The organism is Frankia sp. EI5c (assembly GCF_001636565.1).
Classification (GTDB): Bacteria; Actinomycetota; Actinomycetes; order Frankiales; family Frankiaceae; genus Parafrankia.
The window spans coordinates 17,859-42,261 of the sequence record NZ_LRTK01000003.1 but is presented as its reverse complement, the minus strand read 5'-3'; the positions used below and the strand labels follow the sequence as shown (position 1 = coordinate 42,261).

Below are 24,403 nucleotides of genomic sequence, written 5' to 3'. Positions count from 1 at the left end.
GACGCCCGCTACTGGTTGACGGCGGCCGTGATGTCGACCGGCACGAGCTGGCGCAGCTCGTCGACGGTCGGGTTCGCCCGCGCGCGCAGCCGGCTCGCCTGCCGGGTGATCGCCCGCTCCAGCAGCTGGCGGGCGTACCGCCCGTTGCCGAACGACTCCCCCGGCCGGATGGCGGCGAAATGCTCGCGCAGCACCTGCATCGACGTGCCGTCGATCTCATAGCCGCCGCCTTCGGCCAGACCCTGGAAGATGGCGACGAGCTCGTCCGGTGAGTAGGACGGGAACTCGATCCGGTGGCTGAACCGGGAGGCCAGACCCGCGTTGGCGGCCAGGAAACGCCGCATGTCCCCGGTGTAGCCCGCCGCGATCACGACGGTCTCGTCGCGGTGGTCCTCCATCAGTTTCACCAGGGTGTCGATCGCCTCCCGGCCGAAGTCGTTGCCCTCGGCGGGCGCGGCGAGGGCGTAGGCCTCGTCGATGAACAGGACACCGCCGCGTGCCTTCTGGAAGACCTCGATGGTCCGCGCCGCGGTGTGCCCGACGTACTGCCCGACCAGATCGGCTCGGGCGACCTCCACGAGCTGCCCCGTCCGCAGCACACCCAGCGCGGCGAGCAGCTCGCCGTACAGCCGGGCCACGGTGGTCTTGCCGGTGCCGGGTGGGCCGGCGAAGACCAGGTGCCGGGACATCGGCGGGGTCGGCAGCCCGGCCCGTTCCCGCGCGCGGGAGGAGGCGATCAGATCCACCAGGTCGGAGACCTCGCGTTTCACCCCGTCCAGGCCGATCATCTCGTCGAGGCGACGCAGCAGGCCGTCGACGACCTGCCGCCGGTCGGCGGACGCGTCCGCGCCGGCCGACGCCTGCCCGCCCCCGAGGTGACCGACCGCCCCGTCACCGAGGTCCTGGGGCAGCAGCCTCGCCAGTTCCAGCTCCGGCGCGTCCGGGTTGCCGGCCAGTCGGTACGCCTGCCGGCCCAGCATGTCCTCGAACGTCTGGCGGGCGGCCCGGGCGTTGCCGAACGTCTCCGTCCGCGGCAGCGCGTCGAAGTGCCGCCGCAGCGCCTGCTGGGTCTCGTACTCCAGGGCGTAGTGGTGCTCCCGGCACATCCGCTCGACGATCGTGACCAGCTCGGCGGTGCGGTAGCTGTCGAACTCGACGGTCTTGCTGAACCGGGAGGCCAGGCCCGGGTTGGCGGCGAGAAAGGCGCGCATCTGCGGGGCGTAGCCGGCGACGATCACCACGATCTCGTCGCGGCGGTCCTCCATCAGCTTCACCAGCGTGTCGATCGCCTCCCGGCCGAAGTCACCGCCCTCGCCGGAGACCAGCGTGTATGCCTCGTCGATGAACAGGATGCCGCCGACCGCCTCTTCGAACCTGGCCGTGGTCTTCACCGCGGTGCCGCCGATGTGTTCGGCCACCAGGTCGGCCCGGGAGACCTCGACCAGCTGGCCGGCGCGCAGCACGCCGAGGGCGGCCAGGATGCGGCCGAACAGTCGGGCGATGGTCGTCTTGCCGGTTCCCGGCGGACCGGCGAAGACGAGGTGCCGCGACATCGGCGGCGGGGCGTTCAGCCGGGCCTGGCGGCGGCGTTGCGCGATCTGGTGCAGCCCGACGAGCGTGGCCACCTCCCGTTTGACCCCCGCCAGCCCGACCAGCCCGTCGAGCTCTGCCAGCAGCGCGCCGACCTGGTCGGCGTCCTTCCCGTCGGCCACGCCGCCGGACGCCCCACCGGGTTCCTGACCACCCCCGCCCTCGGTGCCACCCACCGCCGGGGCGCCCGGGCTCTCGCGCCGCGGCGAATCGGCGGCCCGCGGCGATTCGGCGGGGTGCGGCGACGCTCCGAGGTTGTTGTAACCGGTGTCGACGCCGCTCATCCGCACGCTCGTGGCCGTGAGGGCCTCCACGGCGTCGCCACCGTTGCCCCGCAGGACGCCGCCGTCGATCGACACCGCTTCGGTGGTCTCCACCCGAACCGCGGGACCACGGTTGCCGACCACCTGCGCGTCGGTGATCGTCGCCCGGCTGCCGGCTGCCAGCACAACGCCCGGCCCGGCCGTGCCCTGCACCCGGCATCCGGTGATCCGGACCCGCGCGGAGCCCGTGGCCAGTATTCCGACGTCGCGGGAGCCGGTGATCTCCACCGCCCGCAGCACGGGCCGCGCCCGTTCCCGAAGCTCGATCCCGAGCCGCCCGCCGGTCACCCGGACGTTGCGCAGTTCCAGTGCGCTGTCGCCGGTGAGCAGCACTCCGGCCCGGCGCGCCCCGGCCACCCGGCTCTCGTCGACCCGGCCCGCGCCGCCGGCCAGGTGCAGCCCGTACTCCACCTCGGTGATCTCCAGGCCGCGCAGCACCGGTGCCGCGGTGCCCTCGACGGCGACCCCGACCGGGCTGCCGTGCAGCCGGGTGCCGTCCAGACTCGGTGTGGACGCGCCGGTCGCCAGCACGGCGGCGTCCGCGCAGCCGGCGATCTCACCACCGATGGCCTCCGGGGCGGCCCGGTCGCCGGAGAACAGGCCGGCGGCGCCGCTGTCGGCCACCGAGCAGTCGCGCAGCACCGCCGTCGATCGCTCCGTGGCGTGCAGCGCATGCCCGGCGGGTCGCTGGATCGATGTTTCGACCAGGACGGGTGCGGCCTCGCCCTGAACGACGACCGCATGGCCGGCGGTCTCGCGGAAGGTGCAGTGCGTCACCTCCGGGGCGGCCCGCTCGGTGGCGAGCAGACCGGCCCGGCCGCCGTCGACCACCGTGCCGAGCATCCGCAGCCCGCTGCGTTGCCGGGCCACCACCCCGAGGCCGCTCCCGGCAGCGATCCGGCAGTTCTCGATCAGCGGCGTGCCGGTCCCCGCGGCGAGCACGGCGGCCTCGGCGGCCCCGGCGAAGGTGCAGTCCCGCAGCACCGGTGCCGCCTCCGCGGTCACCAACAGCCCGCAGCCGCCGACCTCGCCGATCCGCAGGCCCACGATCTCGGCCGTGCCGCCTTCCGCGGCGATGCCGATACCGGCCGGGTTCGTCAGGCTGCCCCCGCGCACCACGATCCGGCCGCCGCGCAGGTGCACGGCCGCGACGGTGGCGGCCCGGATCTCGCAGTTCTCCAGCCGCAGCCGTCCGCCGGCGACCTGCAGGAGCGGCAGCTCGCCGCCGCCCCCGCGAAGGGTCAGCTCGTGCAGGCGGATCTGCCCGCGGGCGACCAGCATCGCCGAGCCGGGCGGCACCTCGATCACGACGCTGCCCGGCCCGTTCTCGGCGACCAGCGTCACGTCCCGGTCGAACCGCAGTTCCTCCCGGTACACACCTGGCCGCACGGCGACGGTGTCGCCCGGTGCGGCCGCGGCGAGCGCGGGGCCGATCCCACGCACGCAGTCGACGTCGGCCTCCGCGGAGACGGTGACGACGGCTCCACTCATGCCCTGTTCCTCCCCGCACCCTGATCGAACGGCCGGCCGCCGTCGAATCCGACCACCAGCCCGGGACGACGCGGCGCCGGGCCGCCGCCTTGCACACCCGACGCGTCCCACGCGTCCGACGTATCTGACGCATCCGGCGACGCCACGGCCGCGCGCAGCCTGGCGAGCGCCCGCCGATCCTTCTCGGCCTCGGCACGGCCGCCGACCGCCTCCCGCAGCAGCACCCGCGCCAGCCCCGGCCGCGCCGGCCCACCGGGCTGGACGCCACCGGCGCCCGCCGCGTCGACTGCCAGGACGACGAACCGGGTGCCCGCCGGGAACAGTGCCCGACCCGGCGGCCACGCTCCGGCGACGCCGGGGCCACCGGCGAGGCAGTCCAGGCGGCGCGCGCTCGACGCCCAGATGACGTACTCGGCCGTGGCCGTCGGCAGCGGCCACGGAGTCGTCGCCACCTCCACGAACGCGGGCTCCACGAGGACGTCACCGGGCCGGTGGCGCCCGAGTTCGACCGCCCCGATCGTCGCCGGGCGGAACACCGGACCGACGACGGCCGGTAGCCGTTCCAGGCCCGCCTGGACGCACTGGGCGAACAGCGCAGGCGCATCGGCCTCCGGTGGCTGCGGAAGATCGCCGCCCCGCAGGACGTCATCGAGGCCCCGCAGGACGTCGTCGGTGCCACGCGGTGCGGGTTCCGTCGGCCCTTCGCCGCGCGCGGCGCCCGCGACGAGGGGGTCGCCCATGACGAGGTAGGCGCGCACCGCGACCAGGCCGGCCAGCAGGTCCGCCGCACCCGCTCCGAGGCGTAGCCCCGGGTTCAGGGCGAGTGCGCCGAGCACAGCGCGGGCGTGGGTCTCGTAGCGCCAGCCCAGCAGCGCGCGCAGCCGTTCCCGGTCCGCCGCCGTTGCGCGGGGGCTGATCTCGATCCAGGACCGGGGCGGGCCCGGGGCGAGGTCGGCGGGAACCGGGAGAGGCGCGGGAACCGGAAGGTCGGCGGGGAGCGGGCTGACTTCGGAGGCTCGGCCTTCGGGCGGTCGGGGGCCGGGCGATCCGGTGTCAGCCGCGGGCGCGGTCCGAGGGGACCACGCCGTCTGGGCGGGCAGTCCGACCCGGACCGGGGCGGGCAGCTTCCCGGCGGCGGGCACCGCGGGCGGTGCGGCGAACACGACCGGGAGCTGATCGTCTCGCCCCGCCACCGCCGGGACGGCAGCCGCGGGTGGTTCGACCGGCCACCGGTGGAAACGTCCTCCGGTGACCACTGCCCCCGAGCACTGCCAGACTCCCGCGTCCGCCACGTACACCCCGACGGCCAGCGTCACCGCGAGCTCCGCGAAGAGATCGGCGAGCCGCCCCAGCCGGGGCAGCGACCGTGGCACCAGCAGCACCGGCCGGCCGGCCCACTCCGGGCAGCATCTGATCAGCCTGGCCAGGAAGGCGGCCGGCACGGAGATCTCCCCGAGGCGGATCGCGACCTCGCTCGCTTCGAGATGAAGCGCGCACAGCCCGGGCGGCGCCGCCGGCAACGGGCCCGTCTCAGCCCACGCCGGCCGGAAGAACCGGCCGGCCGGAGTCAGCAGGCTGGCGTCGAGGATCCGCCGCACCAGCGGATCGGGCAGCACCGGACCGGGCAGCACCGGACCGGGCCGGCCGCACGCCGAGGCGGGCTCGCCCGCCACCGGGTGGCCGGTGAGCGGCCCCGCGGAAGGTGTCCAGCCAGCCGGGGGCGGCAGGGCACCCGCCGCCCTGATGACAGGGCTGCCGTCGCCGCGCCAGCCGACGCCGGCGCCAGGCCCACGCAGCCAGGCACTCGCCAGGGCGCTGTGCTGCGCGATGCGGCCGGTCACCGTGGCCCCGCTCAGCCGGCGGCCGCGATGTCGCCGGACATGCCCGGGACGAACCACACGGGCTCCTCGGCCGCCGGCTCGTGGTCCTCGCTCAGCTCGTCCCACCCCGCCGGTGTTTCCTGACCGAGCAGACCGGCCAGCACGCGGTGCACGGCGACCTCGTCGACCGGGCCGGGCGGTTCGCCGCGCGTCGCGTGCTCGATCAGGTCCCGGTCGGCGGCGAGGCCGTAGGTCGTCAGGTAGTAGCCGACGGTGTCCGTCCACACCCAACGGCCGTCGGTGCGGAACGTGAGTGGCACGACGTCACCGCGGTGCGGTTCGACGACGTCCGCGACCAGCGTGGAGGTGCCGATCAGCGGGACCCCGGCGGCCAGGTAGGCAGCGGCCCGGCGGGCGACGTCCTCGTCCACCCGGGGGCCGCGCGGGTCGAGGCGAGGCCCGTCGACCGGGTCGACCTCGTCGAACACCCGGGCGAGGAAGAGATCGCCGGCGGGCTCCCGGGCCCACAGCAGCGCCCCGAAGGTGCGGGCGAGCACCTGGTACAGCGCCGTCTCACCGCCCGACTCGCACACCTCGACCTGCGGATCCGTCTCACCGGCCGCCAGCAGTGCGTCCTGTGCCCGGCCGGCGATGGCCGGCGCGCGCCCGGCACCCGGTTCGAGGGTGACGACGTACACCCGCTTCGGCGGCGGCCACGGAGTGGCTTCCGGTGCCAGCCGCCACGCCCGCCACAGCCCGAGCGCGGTGGGCTCGGCCGCGACGGCCGAGAGGGCCGCGGCGTCGGCCGGGTCGGGGGGTGGGCTGCCGGTGCCGGTCAGGTCCAGGGGCAGACAGGTCCACGGATCCGTCGTCCGCCCGCCCGGGTCGCCCGCCGCCGCTGCCGCCGTGGCCGTCGTGGCCGTCGTGGCCGTCGTGGCCGTCGTGGCCGCGATCGGCGTCGGCTCGGCGGAGGAGAACCTCCAGGGCACCGGCGGTCGCCCGCCGCGCGGCAGTCTCGCGACCATGCCCCCGAGATCGGAGTCGGCGGCGCCGAGGGCCGCGCTGACGGTGCTGGCGAGCTCGTCGGTGATCGGCCCGCCGGCGGCGACCAGCGCGAACGCGATGACGCGGGCCGCGTCGGCGGACTGCCGGGCGGCCAGGCATCCCCGGGCGCGGCTGACCGCGCCGTCTGGCAGCACCCCGGCCAGGGTGAGCAGGTCACGGTGCCAGCGATCCTCGCCCGCGGTCTCGCCCGGCCCCCCGACAACACCGTGCGACCTGACGATGACGGCACCTACCTCTCGCTCGCACGGACACCACCGAAGGCACGCGGAGCGGTGGGAACAGCTCCGCCTTCCCAGACACGTGCGGACACCGCCCGGCGGTTCACCCCGGCCGGGCCCGGGTCGGGGGACGCCGCCGCCCGGTGCCGTCCCCCGCCTAACCGTCCAGGTGCTCCGCCATCGCGGAGTAGTGGTTGCCGCCGTTGTAGTGGACGTACAGGTCGAGGCGCGGGGAGATCCCGGTGCCCGGGTGCAGGCGGTTGGTCCTGGCCGTGCCGGACCTGGTGTCCACGACGATCAGGTTCACCTCGACCGCCAGCGCGACGATCTCGGGAACCAGCTCGAAGAACGGGGTGTGCCACATACCCGGATCCATGATCGCCGCGGTGACGAGGGTGCTCACGGGTGTGCCGGCCGTCCACCGCAGGTCCGGCGTGCGCAGGGCGGCCCACTGGGCGAGCAGGCGGTCCCACACCGGCCCGGTCGGATCGTCCGCGATCAGGCGCTCGATGTCCGCCCGAACCCCGCTGCGGGTCGCGGTGAGCAGGGCGTGCGGGGTCGGGGCGGCGCCGGCGCGGATCCGCAGCAGGGTCCCCAGGTCCGGCTCCAGGTCACGCAGCAGCTCCGCCACCGCCCAGCGCCCGCTGTCCGGACCGCTCCCGGCGTCCATCGTCACGCGCCGCTGCCGGCCGGCCGGGCCGGTGAACCAGCCGAGTGCCCGGGTCCGCAGGTCGTCGACCGTCATCCCGGCCAGTCCCAGGCCCGGCTGCTGGTCGAGCGCACCGGCGATCACCGAGGTGAACAGGCACGATCCGTCGCCTGGCACCTCGTGCACGCCGAACCTGCGGTCATCGACGGCCCAGATGTCGAGCAGCTTGCGGGAGCGCGCGGACGGAACCGGAGGGTCGGCCGTCGCCGCCACGGGCGGTGGCGGGGGCGCCGGCTGCTCGCCGGGGCCGGGCGGCGACGGTGCGGGTGGCAGCGGGGCGGCGACCGGGAGATCCTGGGCAGGCTCAGGCAGCGGAACGCGGGTGACGTGCCGGGCGAGTGCGGTGTCCCTCGGCCCGTACCAGCGGGTCGTCCCGCCGGCGCCGTCCGGGAGGTCGAAGACGACGGCCTCGGTGGGGTCGGTGGCGGGCGACAGGTCCTCGACCGGGAAGCCGAGCTCGACCGGAACGACGGCGACGACGTGCTCCGACCGGGTGCCGTGGGTGAGCGTGATGTCGATCCGAGCGAAGCCCTCGTAGTTCGCGGTCGGGGTGCGGCGCTTCGCGCTGGCGACGACCTTGCCGCCGTTGTTGCCGAGGTCGCCGTCCCGCCAGCTCTGGTTGGCGCCGAAGCCGATCTCGAGCGCCCCCAGCGGTCCCGCCGGCGCCTCGGCCGCCTTCTGCACGTTCGCGGCGTCATCGCTCGTCGTCTTGGTGACCGAGGCCGGCGAGGCGCTGCCGAGCAGCCCTCCGCCCTGGACCTGGAACCCGTAGCCGGCCGCGAGAGCATGCCGGTGCGTCACCTGCGTCGTGGTCTCGTTGACGGAGTTCAGCTCGGCGTTCGCCTCGGTGTGCCGGTGGCGCACGTGCAGGATCCGCGCACGGGCGGAAACCGTCGCCGTGCCGCCGAGCAGCGAGTTCAGCAGGAGCAGGCTCGGGGCGGTCGCACCGCGGGTCAGGGCGGGCAGTGCTCCGGTCAGGTTGGCCTCGCCGAAGGTGGCGAGCACCGGCCCCCGTGCCTTCAGCCAGGGCGAGTGGCCGAAAAGCCGCCTGCCGACGATGTCGATGCCCGCGAGGAGCCCGGTCAGGTCCGGGAGGCGGCGCACCGTGTCGGTTTCGCGCAGCCCAGGCGGGACCGGTGGGTTGCCCGGCGCGGGCTGCGCGTCGCCGGCGGCCCAGATCCGCGCGGGCGGCATCCGGCCCTCCAGCGGCGCCGGCGTCACGGTCGGCGCCACCTCGACCGGCGCCTGCTCGACCGGCGCCTGCTCGACCGGCGCCTGCTCGACCGGTAGCTGGTCGGTGGGAGCCGGATCGGGCGGGGCCGCCCGCACGCGGAGCCTGCGCAGCGGGATCCAGGTCCGGCCCGCAGGCACGGGCGCCGACGGCCGCCGCGGCCGGGCCGGCTGAGGGCCCCGCCAGGCCCTCAGCCACGACCGCATCCCTGAGATCGGCCCGGAGATCAGGGCGCCCGCTGTCGGGTCGGACGTCGGGTCGGCCGGCTGGATCGGCGCGGGCGCATCCGGAACCGCCGCCACCGGGACGGCACTCGACTGCTCGGAAAGGACGGTCAGCCGCAGGTGGCCCTCGGCCAGGGCCACCCGCGGCGCCAGCCACCAGCGGCGCCGCGGGCGTTCCATCCGCACGTGCAGACCGGCGGGGCCGGTGAACACGGCTCCCGGGACCTTCGCCTTCGTGGTGGTCCCGGTGCGGCTCTGGAAGCCCGGGATCTTCGCCGCCTCGCTGCCGAACTGCGCCGTCAGCGCCCCGCCCAGCCGTCCGGTCACCGGCGAGAGGCCGGTGGGGTCGACCGAGGCGGCGCCGGCCACCTGGAGCTGGGTGCCCTGGGCGGTTTCGTAGGGTGTCCGGCCGAACAGACCGGCCCGCGCGTCCAGCCGGTCGGAGCCGATGTTGAACTCGCTCTGCGCCGTGTTGCCGACGTGCGTCCCGCCGGCGCCGACCCTGGTGGTGAACAGCAGCCGGCCCACCGGCAGGAGGATCTCGACCGGGCCGCTGTTCATACTGCGGAACTCCTGCTGGATCCGCGACGGCGGCAGCTGGTCGAGAATGGCCGCGCGCACCCGCGGCCAGCGCCGGCCGAAGAACCGGCGGCCGTCGGCCTCGATGTCGCGCACGATGTCGGCCGTGCCCCGCGGCCGCGCCTCCCGCTCGGCCGGCAGCCCGTCCCGCTCGACCGTCTCGAGCGAGGACTTCGGGTGGACGTCCAGCACGACGTCCGACGGGTGGAGCAGACCCGCCGCGTGTTCCGGCGGTGGGGCGAGCCGCTGCTCCGCGGGGAGCACGCGATCCACGGCCACCGGAACACTCCCGGCCGCCGACGTCTCCCCGGACGCGGGAGGGACGGCGACCGGCGCCGTGCGGGTGTCACGCAGCGGGACGATGATCTTCACTCCCGCCAGGTCGCCGGCGCCCGGCGGCAGCTGCCGGCTGCCCGCCGGCGGCCGCCGGCGGCGGAGACCCAGGGTTCGCAGGTCGTACTCGAACCGCAGCCGGGCCGTCCCCGTGAACACCGCACCCTGCTCCACCGTCTTCACCCTGGCGATCGCGGCCCCACCGCCCAGGCTGGTCTGGCCCTGCGTCACCTCCCGCTGGTGGGCTCCCTGACCGGTGACGGTCGCAAACGGTATCCGGACCCGAGCGACGAGCTGGGCGAACAGCCGCCAGCGCGTGCTGAGGTCCTCGCCGACCAGCGCGGCCGACTCGGTGCCGGCCTCGAACTCGACGTTGTCGAGGGTCTCCTGGTAGACGGGATCGACCAGCTCGGCGTGGACAGCGACGGTGCCGCGGGTGAACAGTCCACGGACGGGCACGACGACGGGCTCACCGACGGTCATGCCGTGCAGGCGGGGCCGCAGCGCCTCACCCGCCAGCCGCCGCCGCAGCAACCGCTGCAGCGCCGGCCACCGGCCGCCCCGGACGATCGGCCGCAACACGCCGGCCGTCAGGGTCAGCGCGGCCTGCTGGTCCGGCCCGAGGCTGAGGACGATGTCGTTCGCGGCGAGCCGGCCGTGTTCGGCCAACCGGGCGGGTGGCCGCACGATCTCGGTCGTGTTCGGTGATGGCGGGCTGCCGAAGTAGCCGTCAGCCGGCCGGCGCGCGGCGGCGCCTCCGCTGGGTCCCCCGTCACTCGGCCCCCCGTCACCGGTGGTGGTTGTGGCCGGCAGGCTGTTCCGCTCGTCCCGCAGTGCGGTCAGGTCCGCCTCGTAGGTTCCGGCGGTCACGGTGGTCGACGGCAGGCTGGAGCGGTCGAAGTACGTGCCGTCCGCGGTCGGGATGGCGAGCTCGGTCGTCACCGTCGCCGACCCTGTCACCGGCGGCCGGACCCCGGTCCTGATGACCGGGATGTGACGGCGCATCCGGGCGAGGCGCCCGGGGGCCGGACCGGCGGGGGGTGGCCCGGGCCGGCGGGTGAGCCGGACTGCCGGCCAGAAGCGGCGCGGCCGGTAGCCGAAGTCGAACGTCAGCTCGACATCGCTGTCATAGATGCCGACGGTGGTCGGGAACTTGGCGTTGGCGACGGTTCGCGCCGAGCGGGCGTGGCGCCAGCCGCGCCGGGCGCGGTACTGCGCTCCGGGCCCGAACTGCGGCGCCACGTCCCCGCCGCCGGCCCGCGCGACCGCGCCGCCCAGCGTCCCGGAGATCAGGTACGACCAGAGGTTCAGGCGCCGGCGCGAGTACTGCAGACCGATCTCGGCGCCGGGCGCCAGCTCGGTGTCGTCCGTGCGCCGGAAGTCCGTCGACCGGACCCGGGCACGCATCTCGACGAAGGATCCGCGGGGCATGAACCACTGGTTGAACTCGGGTCCCGCCAGCGGCACGCCCCGCGTGACCTGGCCGAGCGAACCCGCCACCCGGTGCAGGCTGTACCAGTCCAGCACCTTGTCGCGCAGGTCGACCGACCACTTGTCCGGGCCGAAGAACGCGCGGCCCGCTTCGTCCAGCGCCGCCCGGACCTTTTCGAAACCGCGGATGTCACGAACCACGATGGTGTCGCGCAGGCCTCCGGTGCGGCCGTCGCCGAAGATCTCCCGGGGTGGGAGCAGGACGGGGCGCGAGGCCGGCACCGGCGCGGGCACGGGTGGTGTCACCGGCTCGCCGGCCACCCACGGCGTCGGGCGGTCCACCCGCACCGCCTCCGCGGTCTCGATCACCGCGGACAGGCCGATGTCGGCGGCGGCGTCGGCCGTCCGGAAGTCGCCGAGTGTCGGCCTGGTCGAGAGGTGGAATGTCAGCCGGGCCTCGCCGTCGAAGATCTGCGCGTCCGGCTTCTTCGTCTTCGTGGCGATGCCGGAGCGGGTCGCCTCCCCCTGGGAGGCGCTCGTATCCCGCCCGACACCGCCGGCGCCCGCGCCGGACCCCTCGCCCTGGCCGCCCATCCGCCCGACGAACAGGCCCCCGAGCGGGACCTGCAGCTCGTCGGTCGCCCTCCAGGTCTGCGCGCCGGCCTGGATGAACTCCGTCCCGGTGTTGAACTCGACCTTGCGGTCGTCCTTGGCGGGCCCGCCGTCCGGCCCGGGCCCGGGCGGCGGCGGGCTCTGCCCGGCGCCGCGCCGGTGCCGAAGGCTCAGCAGTTCCGCGGAGATCTCGACGGAGCCCTCCACCGTCGCGAGCCGGATCGTCAGCGGCTGGCCGGACATCATCGGGCGCATGTGCTGGGTCAGGACGTCGAGGTTGAGCGTGCTGAGGATCTCGCCCCTGACCTCCGGCCACCGGTCACCGAAGACCTCGCCGCCGCGCGGCCCGATCACGTCGAGGAGTGCCTCGGTACCGCGCGTGTCGCGCATCGGCCGCTGATCGCCGGCCGCCATCAGCGGAAAGGTGTCGAAGACGACGTCGGTGGAGCCGAACCGCCGGTCGGTGCGGACCCGCGGCGGCGCCGTGTGGTGGGCGAGGATCGCCGGCGTCCGGCCCTGGTCGTCGGTGGTCTCCGCGTCCGGCAGGAGCACCCTGGTCTGGTAGGCGAACTCCCGCCTCGTCGATCTGATCTGGGTGACGCCGAGGGTGGACGCCTCCACCGTGACGCCGAGATCGGTGAATCCGTCGAAAACCGTCGAGTCCTCGACGATCTTCGATTTGACGATGCCCCGGCCGCCGTCCAGCTCCTCGCCGCCCCGCCCTCGGGTGAACAGGCCGGCGAACGTGCCGAACCAGCGCAGGCCGCCGCCCTCCGCCCGACCCGGCAGGCCGGCGAACAGTGCCCCGCCGGTCTCGTGCGACGCACCGCCGGCACCATGGGCCTCGCTGCCCCGCTCGGTCTCGGTCGGGACCGAGGGCGAGGCCGGCTCGAAGTCCCGCACCGTCGCGTCGAGGGTGACGGTTCCCGACCACGGCCCGGAACTGAACGGGTAGGTCAGTCGATCACCTCGGCTCAGCCGACTGACGTTCGGCTGGATCGTCCGCGTCGTGAGGAACCTGCGTATCCCCGGCGCGGCCGCCTGCCAGCTCGCGCCCAGGGCCGCGGCGAGCCGGGTCTCGACCCAGGTGAACGGGTCGGTTCCGCGCACTTCCATCCGGACGACGGGATCCGCGCTCAGGCGGCCGTGCTCGGCGATCCTCGTCGGCGCGCCTCTGCGGGGCACCGGATCTTCCACGGGTCCGGCGGTGGTCGGGGCCACAGTGACAGGCACATCGGTGGTCGGCACTGCGGTGGTCGGCACTGCGGTGGTCGGCACTGCGGTGGTCGGCACATCGGTGGTCGGCACATCGGCCACCACTGCCACAGGCTGCGGCTCGGGATCGGGGCCCGGCTGCGGCGGTGGTGGGGCGGGCAGCGGCTCCGCGTGTTTGACGAGCTGGTGGCGGATCGGAAGATCGAGCTTCCTGGAGATCATGTCCGCGGCGTTGGCGATCCAGAGTTCCAGCTCCTCGCTCGACGGCTCGCCGCGGACCTTCCTGCTCATGTACCGGCCGGACTTGTCGTTGATCCACCAGACGCCGTGCTCACCGAGCGTCAGCTCGCCGCTGATCCGCGCGGGCCTCCTTCTCGCCTCCCCGGTGTCGTCGAATCCCGCCACGATCGTGGGGTGCCCGAGGCCGTCCAACCGGTCGGCCAGTTCCTCCCGGGTGAGGTTTCCCCCGGGGACCGTCGACATCCCCGCGGACAGCTCGTCGAGCTGGCCCTCGGGCACGACCGACGACGCCTCCTCGCTGCCCAGGAAGATCTCGCCGTTCTCGTCCACCGCGTACTGCCACCTCGCCCCCGGCGGGCTGGCCAGCAGCTGCTTCGGCGGAAAGTCCGCCAGCGGGGTCCACAGCGGGTTCAGCCGCAACCCGCCCTGATCGTCCCGCTCCCCGGGCTTCACCGACTTCGGGCCCAGCGCGGCCCCGAACTCGGCGTCCAGGTCCGGCGGCGGGGCGGCGGTTCCACCGCCCGCCAGCCTGCCGGGTTCCTCGCCGCGCAGCGACGCGGCCAGGTCGGGCGCGATGGCGGTGATCAGGCGCCGCCGGTAGTAGTGCGGGCGCACCGCCCGCAGGGTCCGGTACCGCTGGAGGATCTCGGCGTCGCTGATCTCGACCGGGCCGGGCCGCCGGTCGAGATCAGCGCGGACGAGGCGCAGCAGCTCCGTCTCGTCCGCGTTCGGCTCGGCCACCGGCTCGGCGGGCCCGGGGCCGGGCGGGGCCGGGGTGATCGCGTCCGGGTCCGCCCCGCGGTCACCCGCCCGGGCGGCGAACGAGCTCGGCGGCGCGGCGGGCGGCTCCTGCGCGTACGCGGGCGGGGGAACCCGTGGTTGCAGCGCCAGCTCCCCCACCTCCGCCGGGACCTCCCGCACGGCGGTGTACGTCTCTTCGATGAACCGGTCCCGACGCTGCGTGTACTCGGTCGGGTACGGCGGCGCGGCTGTCGTCGGCGGCCCGGCCAACAGCCGCGGGGGCGTTGCCCGCGGGTCCCGCGCGACGGCGGCCATGCCGTTCACGATCTGCCGCGCGAGGTGGCGGGGCGTCGTCGGGATCAGCTCCGCGCCTGCCGGCGTCCCGACACGCAGGCCCAGCCGGCCGTCGGGCAGGCTCTCCACCAGGACCGGGAAGTGACCCGCGGCGTCCGCCGCCGCGATGTCGAGGGCGAGCCGGCGCGCCAGTCCCGCGGAGCCGCGCAGGTCCAGAAGCGTGCCGTGCTCCGCGCTCTGCGGCCGCGACACGATCCGCGGCGCCGGATGCCAGCGCACGACGTCCACGGTTCGCGACGTGGTCAGGTTCGCCCAGAACACCGGTGTCCCGAGCTCCGCCTGCAGCAGGCTCGGCAGGCTGATCCCGGGCGACGGCGGCGGCTCGACCGCGAACTCGCCGATCGCCAGGTGGACCGGCTCCCCGGGGGCCCCACCCTGGACGCGCCGAACCAGCGCCGCCAGCTGCTCCGGTGGAACGCGCACTCCGCCGGGGATGTCCCGCCATCCGGTGACGACGTCGAGATCGCCCTCGGCGACCACGAGGAACGCTCCGGGCTGCCGCGGGATCTCCCACGGCTGGCTGCCCGTACCCCACCGTTGCCCCGTGAGGTCGATCCCGTAGGGGCCCTGATCGTCCGTGAGGGTCCGGACCCGCAGCTCCGAGAGGTGGACACCCGCCCGGTACCAGTCGGCCACGTCGGTGGCCGGGTCCTCGAACGGGGCGTCGGCCCGCACGAGACTGCCGGTGAGCGTGTCGCCCACATGCCGGACGGACCCGGCGGACCCGGCGGGATCGGCAGCGCCGACACGATCCCACCGCTGGGCGGTGAAGTCCCTGTTGACCTCGTCCAACGCGGGTCCGACCGCGAGGTGGACCGGCTGGCGGATCAGGTTCGCCAGCTCGCCCGCGAGCTGGCGCAGCGTGCCTGCGCCGCCCGCCTCCGCCGCCTCGGCGCCCATGCCTATCAGGCGCAGGGGCGGCACACCGGTCGTGCCCTGATCGGTGCGGAACGTGGTCGTCAGCACCGCGACGATCTGTTCGGCGGTGATGGGGACGTACCGGTCGCCCTGCCACGACGGCCCCAGCGGGTGGCTGTGCACCAGGACCACGGGGAGGCGGTCGAAGCCGCCCAGGAACATCGGGGCCTCGTCCAGAAACTCCAGCAGATCCGCCCGGACGGTCCCCGGCCCGAACACCACGATGTCGCCGACGACCCGGATTTCCTCGTTGACCGGGGAGGTGCGGACACGGCCGACCTCGTCGATGGTCAGGTAGGGATCCGGACCGGGCTGCGGCTGCGGCTGCGGCTGCGGCTGCGGCTGCGGGATCGTCGTCGCTGGCGGCGCGGCCTCGGGCTGCGTCGCGGCTGCCGGCGACGGTCCCGACCGGGACGCCTCGGACGGGGGCTGGACGAACTCGACCGCGCGCTGCGGCGGACCGTCGTCACCCTGGATCGGGCCGGTGCCGGCAGCCGCGTGTCCCACCGGCATCCGCAGCTCCGCCGCGAGCCTGGCGACATCCGCCCGGAACGCCGCCAGCTCCGCCGCGGCCGTCGGCGGCCGCGACCACAGGACCACCGCCGCACGCCCGGCCACGTTCGGGCTGGTCCGCACCGCCGCCGCCACCTCGCCGGACTCGGCCGGACGGAGCTGACCATCGCCGAGGACCACGCCGAGCCGACCGTCCGGCAACACGGGCAGGTCCAGGGCGAACAGGCCCGTCTCGCGCGAGTATCCGAGGTCGCCGTCCAGGTACTGGTTGATCCGCTCGACCGCGCGGCCCCGGTCCGGAGCCGCCAGCCCGGCTTCCGTCATCGGCACCCAGGCGATCCGGTCGGGCGGTGACAGCCGCCCGAGCGCGTCGGTGACCAGCACCGCCGCCTCGTCGCCGGCCGGCGTCCACACTGCCTCCCAGGACGCGGGCGCCGTGAACTCGCCGTCGGTGGTGACCCAGGCCGCGGGCCGGCCGGCGAACAACAGGGCGTTGACGTTCTCGGCCGGCACGAAGACGGCGATGTCCGCCGCCCGGCCGACGGCGGCCCAGGCCGCCGCCTCGATCGCGCGGTCCGCTGGTTCGGTGTCGTCGTACCGCCACCGGGAATGCACCACGAGCGGCTGCCCGGCCCAGCCGTGCCGGCGCAGCAGGGCGGGCAGGTCCGCCGGTCGGATGCCCCGCCGGGAACCGTCGAACCGGTCGACGACGAACACCGGTACACCGTCCGGGTCCGCCCGGATCCGCAGCCCCTCCACCAGGTAGTGCAGGTCACGCGAGCCGGGCACGCCCGCGCCGACGACCGCCGTGGTCACGTAACCGGCGGCGTCGGAGAAGGTCAGGCCGGCACCGGTGGGAATGGTGACATCACCCTGCCGCCCGCGCAGGACCCCGCCCGCGTCGTCCCAGCGGCCCACTCCCGCGTCGGCCGCGGGGCCCAGCATCTCCCACCCGCCGGGGGCCCCCGAGGCGTCGACCGCCACCAGGTCGGGCAGCCCGTCAGCGCCTCGCCCGACGGTGACGAAGCTGCCCTCTTCGAGGACCGCGACCTCCATCCCGTGCTCCACGGCCAGGTCCTCCAGCGCGTCGTACGCCTCGCCGGGCCCGTGCTCCGTCCAGATCCTCAGGTTCTGGCCGGCCCAGCCGTTCTCGACGAGGAACTCCGCCAGCGTCTGGTGCCCCCCGGGGCGGGGTGTGTCCGCCGGGTCGCGCAGCCGCGCGAGCCGGCCGTTCGGGCGTACGTACCCGAGGCCGCCCTCGTAGGCGGGCAGCACGACCTCGAAGAAGCCGGTGTCCCGAGCCGCCACCAGCCGCAGTGCCGGCAGGACACCCCGGTAGGCCCCCGGCGGCAGCGACACCACGCCGCCCTGCCAGCGCAGCGGGGAGCCGGGGGCTAGATCATCCGGCAGCGCGGGCGTCGCCGCCGCCGGGCGCGCGCCCGCGGCGGGGATCTCCACCATCCAGCCGAACACCCGCCGCCGGTCGACGGCGTTGCGCGGCCGGTCCGCGCCCGGAGCCGCGGAAGGCTGCCGCCCCCGGCTGAGCGTCTCCACCGGCACGGCGTCGGGTTCAAGCCCCTGGCCGCGCAGGGCGTCACCCAGCACCGGCGTGAGCAGCGCGCCCACGGCGGCCGCCCGCAACCCGCCCGATTCGGCGGCTCTCTCCGGCTCGCCGAGCCCGGCCTGGTCGCGCAGCCGGCCGCTGCCCCCGCCCTCGATCCGGACGGTGATCGGCGGGAATCCCTCCCGCGCCCGCCAGCTCGCCTGGCGGGCCACCTCCTGGGCGAAGGCGGTCAGCTGGTTGCGGAACCCCACGTCCGCCTGGTCGCTGTCGAAGGCGCGCAGACCAGCCGGCGGGTCGATCTGGAGCTGGGCCGCCCGCAACGGAACCGTCGCCGTCGCCGTCGCCGGCCGGTCCGCGCCGTCACCGGGCGCCGGCGCGGACCCGGTGTTCCCGCCGCCGCGCAGCCGAGGTGGTGACACCCCCCGCATGAGCAGGGCGATGTCGAACGCGACGTCGGGCAGCCGGCGGTGGCGGTAGTAGGGATCGGACGAATACCGGTGGCGGTACTCCCGCAGGATGTCCGCCTCGGTGACGTCGGGTGAGCCGCGCCACCCGTCCATCCGCCCGCGGACCAGGCCCAGCAACTCGGTCTCGGTTTCGGTCCGTTCGGTCTCGGTCGGATCGGTCTCGGTCGGATCCGCGAGCGGTTCCGCCTGCCCGAGGTGCGCCGGTACCACGGTGATCTCGTCCGGGTCGGGCGGATCCGGAGTCGAGGCGGACAGGGCTGCCTGCTCAGCCGCGGCCGAGGTGGGCGCCTCCGCCTCGGGAAGTGCCCAGCCGAGCGGCGCCGACCGGGTGAGCTGGCTGCCTTCGGGGTGTGCTGGGTCCGGCCCCATCGCGGCCGGCTGGGCTGGCCCGGGAGCCGTCGGCGGTGCGCCCGTGTCCGCCCAGGCTCCCGGCCGCCAGCTGGCCTCCCGGGGCGTACCGGCGGGCGGATTCCCCGCAGGCGGGCCGGGCGGCGGACCAGCCGAGGAATCCGCCGGCGGACCGGCCGGGGGGTCCGCCGGTCCGGGCCTGAACGGGTCGGGATCGGTCCCGGCCCGCGGCTGCCCGCCAGCCTGGACGGGGCCCGCCGCGGGCGGCGGGCCCGCACCCGGCGGTGCCGAAAGCCGCCCGCCGGCACCGGGTCCGGGGGGATCGCCTACCGGCCCGACCGGTGTGCCACCGACCGTGGCGGCAACATCGCCCGCGGAGAATCCGTCCGCCGGGCCGAGCGGCCCATCGGAACCCGTCGGGCCGGTCGGGCCGGTCGGGCCGGTCGGGCCACCGCCGACATCACTGGCAAGGCCACCGAAGGCACCGTTCCCGAGGCCCGCCGGATCCGGTGCCGTCAGGTCGGGCAGTGGCCCGGTGCCCGGTCGACCGGAGCCCGGGTCGTCGCCCTCACCCGGACCCGGACCCGTCGGGTCACCGGACCCGGCCACCGGCGTGATCGGCGGAGCGGGCGGTGGGCCCGAGCCGCCCGGTCCACCGGCCGCCTCGCCCGTGGGGACGGACACGTCGACGTCCGGGTCAGTGGTTTCCGTCCCGCCGGGCCCCGGGCGCGGGCCGCGCAGCGCGCCGCCGCCCTTCCTGGCGGCGAAGGTGCTGCCCGCCTCGGTGGCACCCGAGCCGGCGTCCCCGGCGGCGCCGGCACCGCTCCAGTCACCGTCCACCCAGCCGGCGGCCATCAGTCCGCCGAAGACCTCCAGGGAGACCCCGGCCCCGGTGGAGTGCAGCAGGTTCGCGGCGTCGTTGTTGAGCCCCTTCGCGACGCCGGACCTCCGCAGGATGTCGTCGATCTGCGGCCCGAGCCCGCCCATCGCCGGCAGCAGGAGAAGGGTGGCCGCCGTTCCGGCGAGCGCGTACAGGGTCTGGTGGCCGATCTCGTTCCAGTCGATGCCGTCGCGGGTGCCCTCGATGATCTGCACCGCCTGGGCGATCAGCGAGGTGCCCGGCATGAAGGCCAGCTGCATCAGGAGGATGGCGCCGACGGTGCGGACGGTGACGGCCGTCAGCACCTGCTGGATGAATGTGCGGGTCGCCGCGATCCGCGCCGCGGCCTGGCCGAAGCCGAAGAACGCGGCTTCGATCGCCGCGTACGCGAGCTGCACCTGCATCAGGATGAACATGGCGAAGCCCTGCTTGCGGTGGTAGTCGAACTGCAGGGCCATCGACCGCAGGTACTGCGCCGCGTTCGTCAGGATGCCGCCGGCGGCGTACAGCAGCTTCGGCTCGTCGATGACGAACCGGGACGTCTGCGCGACGAACCTCCGGCCGGCGGCGTCGTGCACCGTCGCCTGCACGCCCGAGATGATCTGGGCCAGGGTGGAGGTGAAGTTGCTGGTGACCGTCTTGCCCGCGGCGGTGAGGGTGTCCGCGAGCGCGTACATCGCGGCGACGTTGGCGTTGGGCACCCGCATTCCGGTGAAGGCGAAGATCGCCTCATCCATCGACGCGGACACCCGCCGCCCTCCTCTCCTGGCCGTGACCGGGCCGGGTCAGGCCGGACCCGGACCAACCCTGACCCGGGTCGGGCCGGGTCAGGTCGCGCCGCCGCGCGTCAGCCCTTCGTTCCGCCCGTCCCGTGCCAGCCGCCGGCCAGCCCGGTCGTCTCGCTCTCGGTCGCCTCCCCGATGAGGGACGCCAGGTTGAGCCGACCACCCTGCAGGCCGATGATCTTCGCGAGCCCGCCCTGGATCTGCCCGTAGCCCGCCAGGTACTGCTGGACGGTCGCCTCGGCGAACCGCGACATCTCGTCCGCGTCGTCGCTGGTGAAGCGATGCTGGGTGACCGCGTGGAGCAACAGACTGCCCATCGCCACCAGGTCGTCCTCGAAGGTCGCCAGCATCGGCACATGCCGCACCAGCGCGTCACCGTCGTGTTCGATGTCCCCGCCCACCGTCAGTCCTCCCGCCTGCCGGTCATGTTCCGGCTGAACATCGCCATCAGGTCCGCGGCGAACGCGTCGGCGGTCGCGGGGTCGGCGAGGTCGCCGTCGACCGGCGGCACTGCCAGCGGCAGGTCCGCGAGGCCGGCCAGCGCCTTCTCCCGGGCGGCCCGGCGAGCCTGGCCGATCGTGCGGACCAGCAGGTCCGCCAGCTCCGCGGGGGCCAGGTCCCGGTATGCCTCGCCCCGGAAGTGGACCTCGTGCACCTCGCCGCGGCCATCCACCGTGACGCTCACGGTCCGGTTGCGGTCGGTCGCCGTCTCGCGGAGGCCGGAACCCTGTTCCAGGATCCGGCTCGCCGTCTCGTCGATCCGCGCCAGCTGTGCCAGCGCGGCCTCCATCTCGTCCTCACCGAACAGCACCTCAGGTCTCCTCCCTGTTGACGGGACAGGTCTCGTTGCCCGCCGCGAATTCAGTGCCCGCGGCGAGTTCAGTGCCCGCGGCGGATCCGGCCACCACGGCCGGGGCCGGTGTCGGGAACACCCGGCCGGTCGCGTCGGGTCGGTGCGTCCGCACCGGCCTCGCCGCCGCGGCCGATGACGGCCGGCGGGCAGTCGGGGTCGGTTCCCCAGACGTCCTCGTCCTCGGTGAGCCAGGTGTTGCGCTGCCGGCTCCCGGCACCCCCCGCGCCGCCCCCGCCCGGCATCCGGCCCATGCCGCCCATCGGCAGCGGCATCGGCATCGGCATCTCGCCGCCGAGGCCGCCCGCGCCGCCGCCGGCCGCTCCCGCGGCAGGCAGCTTGATGGCCGGCGCGCTCGCGGCCGCGAGACCGCCGGTGCCGAAACCGCCACCGGCCGTACCGACCGACCGGACGACCGCCTGTTGCAGGTCGCCCAGCACGGTGCCGGTTCGGGCGGGGTCCGCTGGCAGGTGCAGGCCACTGACGTCGACGCCGTCGACGGTGGTCNGGAAGGCCTCGCCAGGAGTGACCCCGCCGAAGTCGAGCCCACCGGTCGCAAGGCCACCGCCCGAAGTGAGGCCGCCCTGCCCCGGTGGCAGCAGGCCGGCGTCCCGCAGGGCCTGCAGTTGCCCGGAGGTCAGCGGCACCGAGTCGAGGAGGCCGGCCCGCCGCAGGCTCTCCAGCTGCGCGGGAGTGAGGTCGCCCAACGTGTCGAGGCCCTCGGCGCCGGAGGCGACCAGGCCGGCGTCGCGCAGGTGTTCGAGCTGCGCGTCCGTGAGCGGGATCTTGTCGAGCGCCCCGGATTCCAGCAGCTCCGCGCGCTGCGCCCGGGTGAGCTCACCCAGGGTGGTCGGATCACCCGACCTGAGGCCGCCGAGCCCCCCCGAAACACCGCCGGTGACGCCACCGAGGCCACCGAGGCCACCGGACGTCAGCGGCGGGGCACCGCCGAGACCCAGCCCACCGGTGACGCCGCCGTCCGAGAAACCGACGCCGGCCCCGGTATCCAGATCCAGGCCACCGAGCCCGGCACCACCGGCCCCGCCACCGAGACCACCACCGACACCGAGACCACCACCTACACCACCACCGCCCAGATCTGGCGAGGCGAACATCGTGCTGGTCAGACCCGGCTCGGCGCCACCATCGCCCAGTCCGGCACCACCGAGACCGCCGCCGGGTCCACCACCGACACCCCCCATGCCCTTGATCCCGCTGTTGAAGTTCTCGTTCAGGTTGGTCAGCCCACCCCCGATGCCCCTGGCCAGGTCCTTGAGTCCCTTGTTGAAGTTGTCGTTGAGGTCCTTCAACATCCGTCCCAGATCACCCGTCCCGCCGCCGACCGCGTCGGGCTTCGGTGGGCGCCGCGGGCGCGGTGGTGGCAGGGCGGGCAGGCTCAGCACCGGGGCGACGGCGCCGAGGTCGGCGACGAGCTTCTCCGCCGCGGCGACGGTCGGCGCGAAGCTCGTCATCACTCGGTCGGCCCAGGCCGCGCGGATCAGCCTGTCCAGCTCGATCCACGTGGGCTCCCGCAGCACCGCCCAGTCGCCGGGCACCCCGCTCCAGGCCGGGAACCGGACGTACATCTCACCCCACTCCTCCTCGCCCGTCATCTCGTCCTCGCTGTGCAGCCCCCGCACCCCGCGGATGTGGCCACGGGTCCCCAGGCCCCCGGAGTGGTTCAGGTTCGCGGCGTCGAACGTGTCGAAGACGGTCGCGCCGTTGAACATATGGATGATCAGATCCTTTGGATGGACCCATGCGCCCGCCGGCTCTCCCGCGGGCACCGCGCGTCCCCCACTGCCGCCCTTGCCCTGCCAGTAGTTCAGATCCTCGCCCAGCCGGTCGACGAAGGCCTGCGCGCTGTTGATCGCCGTGGTCAGCGGCCGCTCCCAGGTCCTGGCCCGTTCCGGTAGCTCGTCGAGGCTGCGGGCGGTCTCCGCGATCCGGTCGGCCAGGGCCTCGGCGGCCATCCCCTGGAGCTTGAACGCCTTCGTCTCGACGCCGGTGAGGTCGTCCAGCAGCCTGTGACGCACGGAACCGGCCCACACCCCGACCGCGCCGAGCACCAGCTGCACGTTCCGCAGTGTCTTCGGGTCGAACGTCGTGTCCGGGCCTGCCAGCTTGGGGAGCTGCCTGGCCACCGCGAGCCAGGCCGCGCCCACCTTCGCCAGGGGACTGTCGGTCGCCTCGACCTGCGTGCCCATGGAGTTGCCGGTGGCGGGCGCGGTGCTGTTCTTCTTCCCCACCCAGACGGTGAGCCACTCGATGTTCGACGAGCTGTCGGCGGACATCCAGCGCCAGAAGGTCATCGCCTCCGCGGGAAAAGGCGGCTTCGTGCGCCCGAGGACGGCGTACTTCTCCCGGCGGGGCTCGGGGATCAACCAGGGCGGGCCGGCGGAGCGCACGTTCTCCGGCCGCAGCGAGTCGTCCAGCCCGGTGGCGGAGGCGGGGGGCGCCGGCGCCGCGCCCTGGCCGCCGCCCGCGGGCGCGGTGGCTGCTCCGGTGCTGCCGGAGCCGAGGGTGTAGCCGAGGATCGTCCGCAGCACGTCCTCGATCTGGCCTGTCCTGTTCGGGCCCGCCATGGGTCAGACCCCCGGCCCGGGCCCCGAGCCGGCCCCCGAGCCGCCGCCCGCACCGCCGCCCGCACCGCCGCCCGTCGGCTGCGCGCCGCCGATCGGGATGAAGGCCTCGAACTCGGCCGCAGTCAGCGTGCTGAGCTCCTCGACCGCCTCGCTGTCGGTCAGCAGGAACTCCAGGCCCCAGTACAGACTGGAGGTGTTCGAGTAGGTCGAGCTCACCCGGCCAACGATCTGTTCACGCAGGTCCCCGAGGGCGGAGGCGAGCTCCACCGCCTCGGTGAACTGCGCGCCGCCGAGCCAGAGGGGAAACGGCCGGCGGAGGGAAAGCGCGGGCGCGCCGCTGCTCCAGGCGTGGGTGGCCAGGCGGTCCCCGATCTCCGCGAGCAGCCCTTCGTACTCCTTGCGCAGACTCTGGAGTGTCTGCTCGGTGACCTCGATCGTCCAACGCTCTACCACGGCTCTGACCTCCCGGCTGACGGGTCGGATGGGCCCGGCCGGGACGCACGCCGCGCAGGAGGGGGTGCGACGTGGCCCGGCCGAGCGGTCGGGCGGGCGGTCAGATCGACCGGCCGAACACCTGGGCGCCCCGCCGGTCGCCGATCACGTATTCGTCCAGGATCTGCCGGAGGCGGTCGGAGCCGAACCGGAGCGAGTTGTCCATCTCCTGGTGGCCCTGGTTCCAGAGGGTCTGCGCTTCGGCGTAGCTCGTCGGGGCGGAGCCCTCGTTGGCCGTGATGAACAGGTTCACCTGGCCGGTCAGCGCGTCCAGTGACTCCCTGAGCTTGGCCGTCACGAAGGTCAGTTCGTCGATGGTGTCGAGTGCGCCGTTCGGGCTGAAGCGGTAGGTGGCAGCCATGTCGTCCTCGTCCTCGTCCTCGTTGCCGTCGCCGTTGCCGTCAGCGGCTCTGGGTCTGGGTCTGGGTCGTTGGCTCGGTGAGCCCCTGGGCCCAGCTGGAGCCGATCATGAGGTTGTTGTCCTCGGTGGTCTTCGTGATGTTGGCGTAGCCGGCCATGGACTCGTTGAGCAGGTTGAGCCCCTGCCGGACCTTGTTGAAGCCCTGCTGCCACTGGTTGATCGCGTCCCGGTACTTGTTCGCGGCGAGGCCGCTCCAGCCCTGGGCGAGCAGGATCGCCGCGCTGTCGACCGCGTTCTGGATGGCCTGGCACTCGTCCTGGGTGGTGTCGAACGCCCTGATCATGGCCACGGTCGTGACCTCGTCAGCGACGAGCTGTGGTTGCGCCACGGGTTACCTCCTGGAGATCGGCGGATCGGTGCGTCGGGGAGACCGGTGCGTGGGAGATCGGTGGATCAGACGGGGC

At 74.7% G+C, this 24,403-nt stretch carries 9 protein-coding genes; all 9 read right to left on the bottom strand.

Annotated elements, in window-relative coordinates:
- Positions 1 to 8: 8 nt before the first annotated feature.
- The 9 genes from UG55_RS01155 to UG55_RS01110 all read right to left on the bottom strand — a co-directional run bounded on the left by UG55_RS01155 (position 9) and on the right by UG55_RS01110 (position 24,327).
- Positions 9 to 3,404 carry an AAA family ATPase gene (locus UG55_RS01155; RefSeq protein ID WP_066061516.1) on the bottom strand — a complete coding sequence of 1,132 codons (3,396 nt, stop codon included), beginning with the start codon at positions 3,402 to 3,404 and terminating at the stop codon, positions 9 to 11.
- Positions 3,401 to 5,245, bottom strand: coding sequence for a hypothetical protein (locus UG55_RS01150; protein WP_128422803.1), 1,845 nt, complete (start codon positions 5,243 to 5,245; stop codon positions 3,401 to 3,403). Before UG55_RS01150 ends, UG55_RS01155 begins: the two co-directional genes overlap by 4 nt.
- Before the next feature lie 11 nt (positions 5,246 to 5,256).
- On the bottom strand, positions 5,257 to 6,423 hold the full coding sequence (locus tag UG55_RS01145; protein ID WP_066061510.1) for a hypothetical protein: 1,167 nt from the start codon (positions 6,421 to 6,423) through the stop codon (positions 5,257 to 5,259).
- Positions 6,424 to 6,664: 241 nt separating this feature from the next.
- The gene (locus UG55_RS01140) at positions 6,665 to 19,615 is read right to left on the bottom strand and encodes a hypothetical protein (RefSeq protein WP_066061507.1); all 12,951 of its coding nucleotides are present in this window, start codon (positions 19,613 to 19,615) and stop codon (positions 6,665 to 6,667) included.
- A 98-nt stretch (positions 19,616 to 19,713) separates the two neighbouring features.
- Positions 19,714 to 20,052, bottom strand: coding sequence for a hypothetical protein (locus tag UG55_RS01135; protein ID WP_083986273.1), 339 nt, complete (start codon positions 20,050 to 20,052; stop codon positions 19,714 to 19,716).
- Between the two features lie 2 nt (positions 20,053 to 20,054).
- Complete coding sequence (locus UG55_RS01130; protein ID WP_083986272.1) at positions 20,055 to 20,462, bottom strand: YbaB/EbfC family nucleoid-associated protein; 408 nt, start codon at positions 20,460 to 20,462, stop codon at positions 20,055 to 20,057.
- Positions 20,463 to 23,089: 2,627 nt separating this feature from the next.
- Positions 23,090 to 23,539, bottom strand: a complete 450-nt coding sequence (locus UG55_RS01120; RefSeq protein ID WP_066061501.1) for a hypothetical protein — start codon at positions 23,537 to 23,539, stop codon at positions 23,090 to 23,092.
- A 100-nt stretch (positions 23,540 to 23,639) separates the two neighbouring features.
- On the bottom strand, positions 23,640 to 23,939 hold the full coding sequence (locus tag UG55_RS01115; protein ID WP_066061498.1) for a WXG100 family type VII secretion target: 300 nt from the start codon (positions 23,937 to 23,939) through the stop codon (positions 23,640 to 23,642).
- A 40-nt stretch (positions 23,940 to 23,979) separates the two neighbouring features.
- Positions 23,980 to 24,327, bottom strand: a complete 348-nt coding sequence (locus UG55_RS01110; RefSeq protein WP_128422802.1) for a WXG100 family type VII secretion target — start codon at positions 24,325 to 24,327, stop codon at positions 23,980 to 23,982.
- Positions 24,328 to 24,403 lie beyond the last annotated feature (76 nt).

Excerpts from the sequence above, each read along its gene's own strand:
- UG55_RS01155 (WP_066061516.1), bottom strand. The coding sequence starts at position 3,404 with ATGAGTGGAGCCGTCGTCACCGTCTCCGCGGAGGCCGACGTCGACTGC.
- UG55_RS01115 (WP_066061498.1), bottom strand. The coding sequence starts at position 23,939 with ATGGCTGCCACCTACCGCTTCAGCCCGAACGGCGCACTCGACACCATC.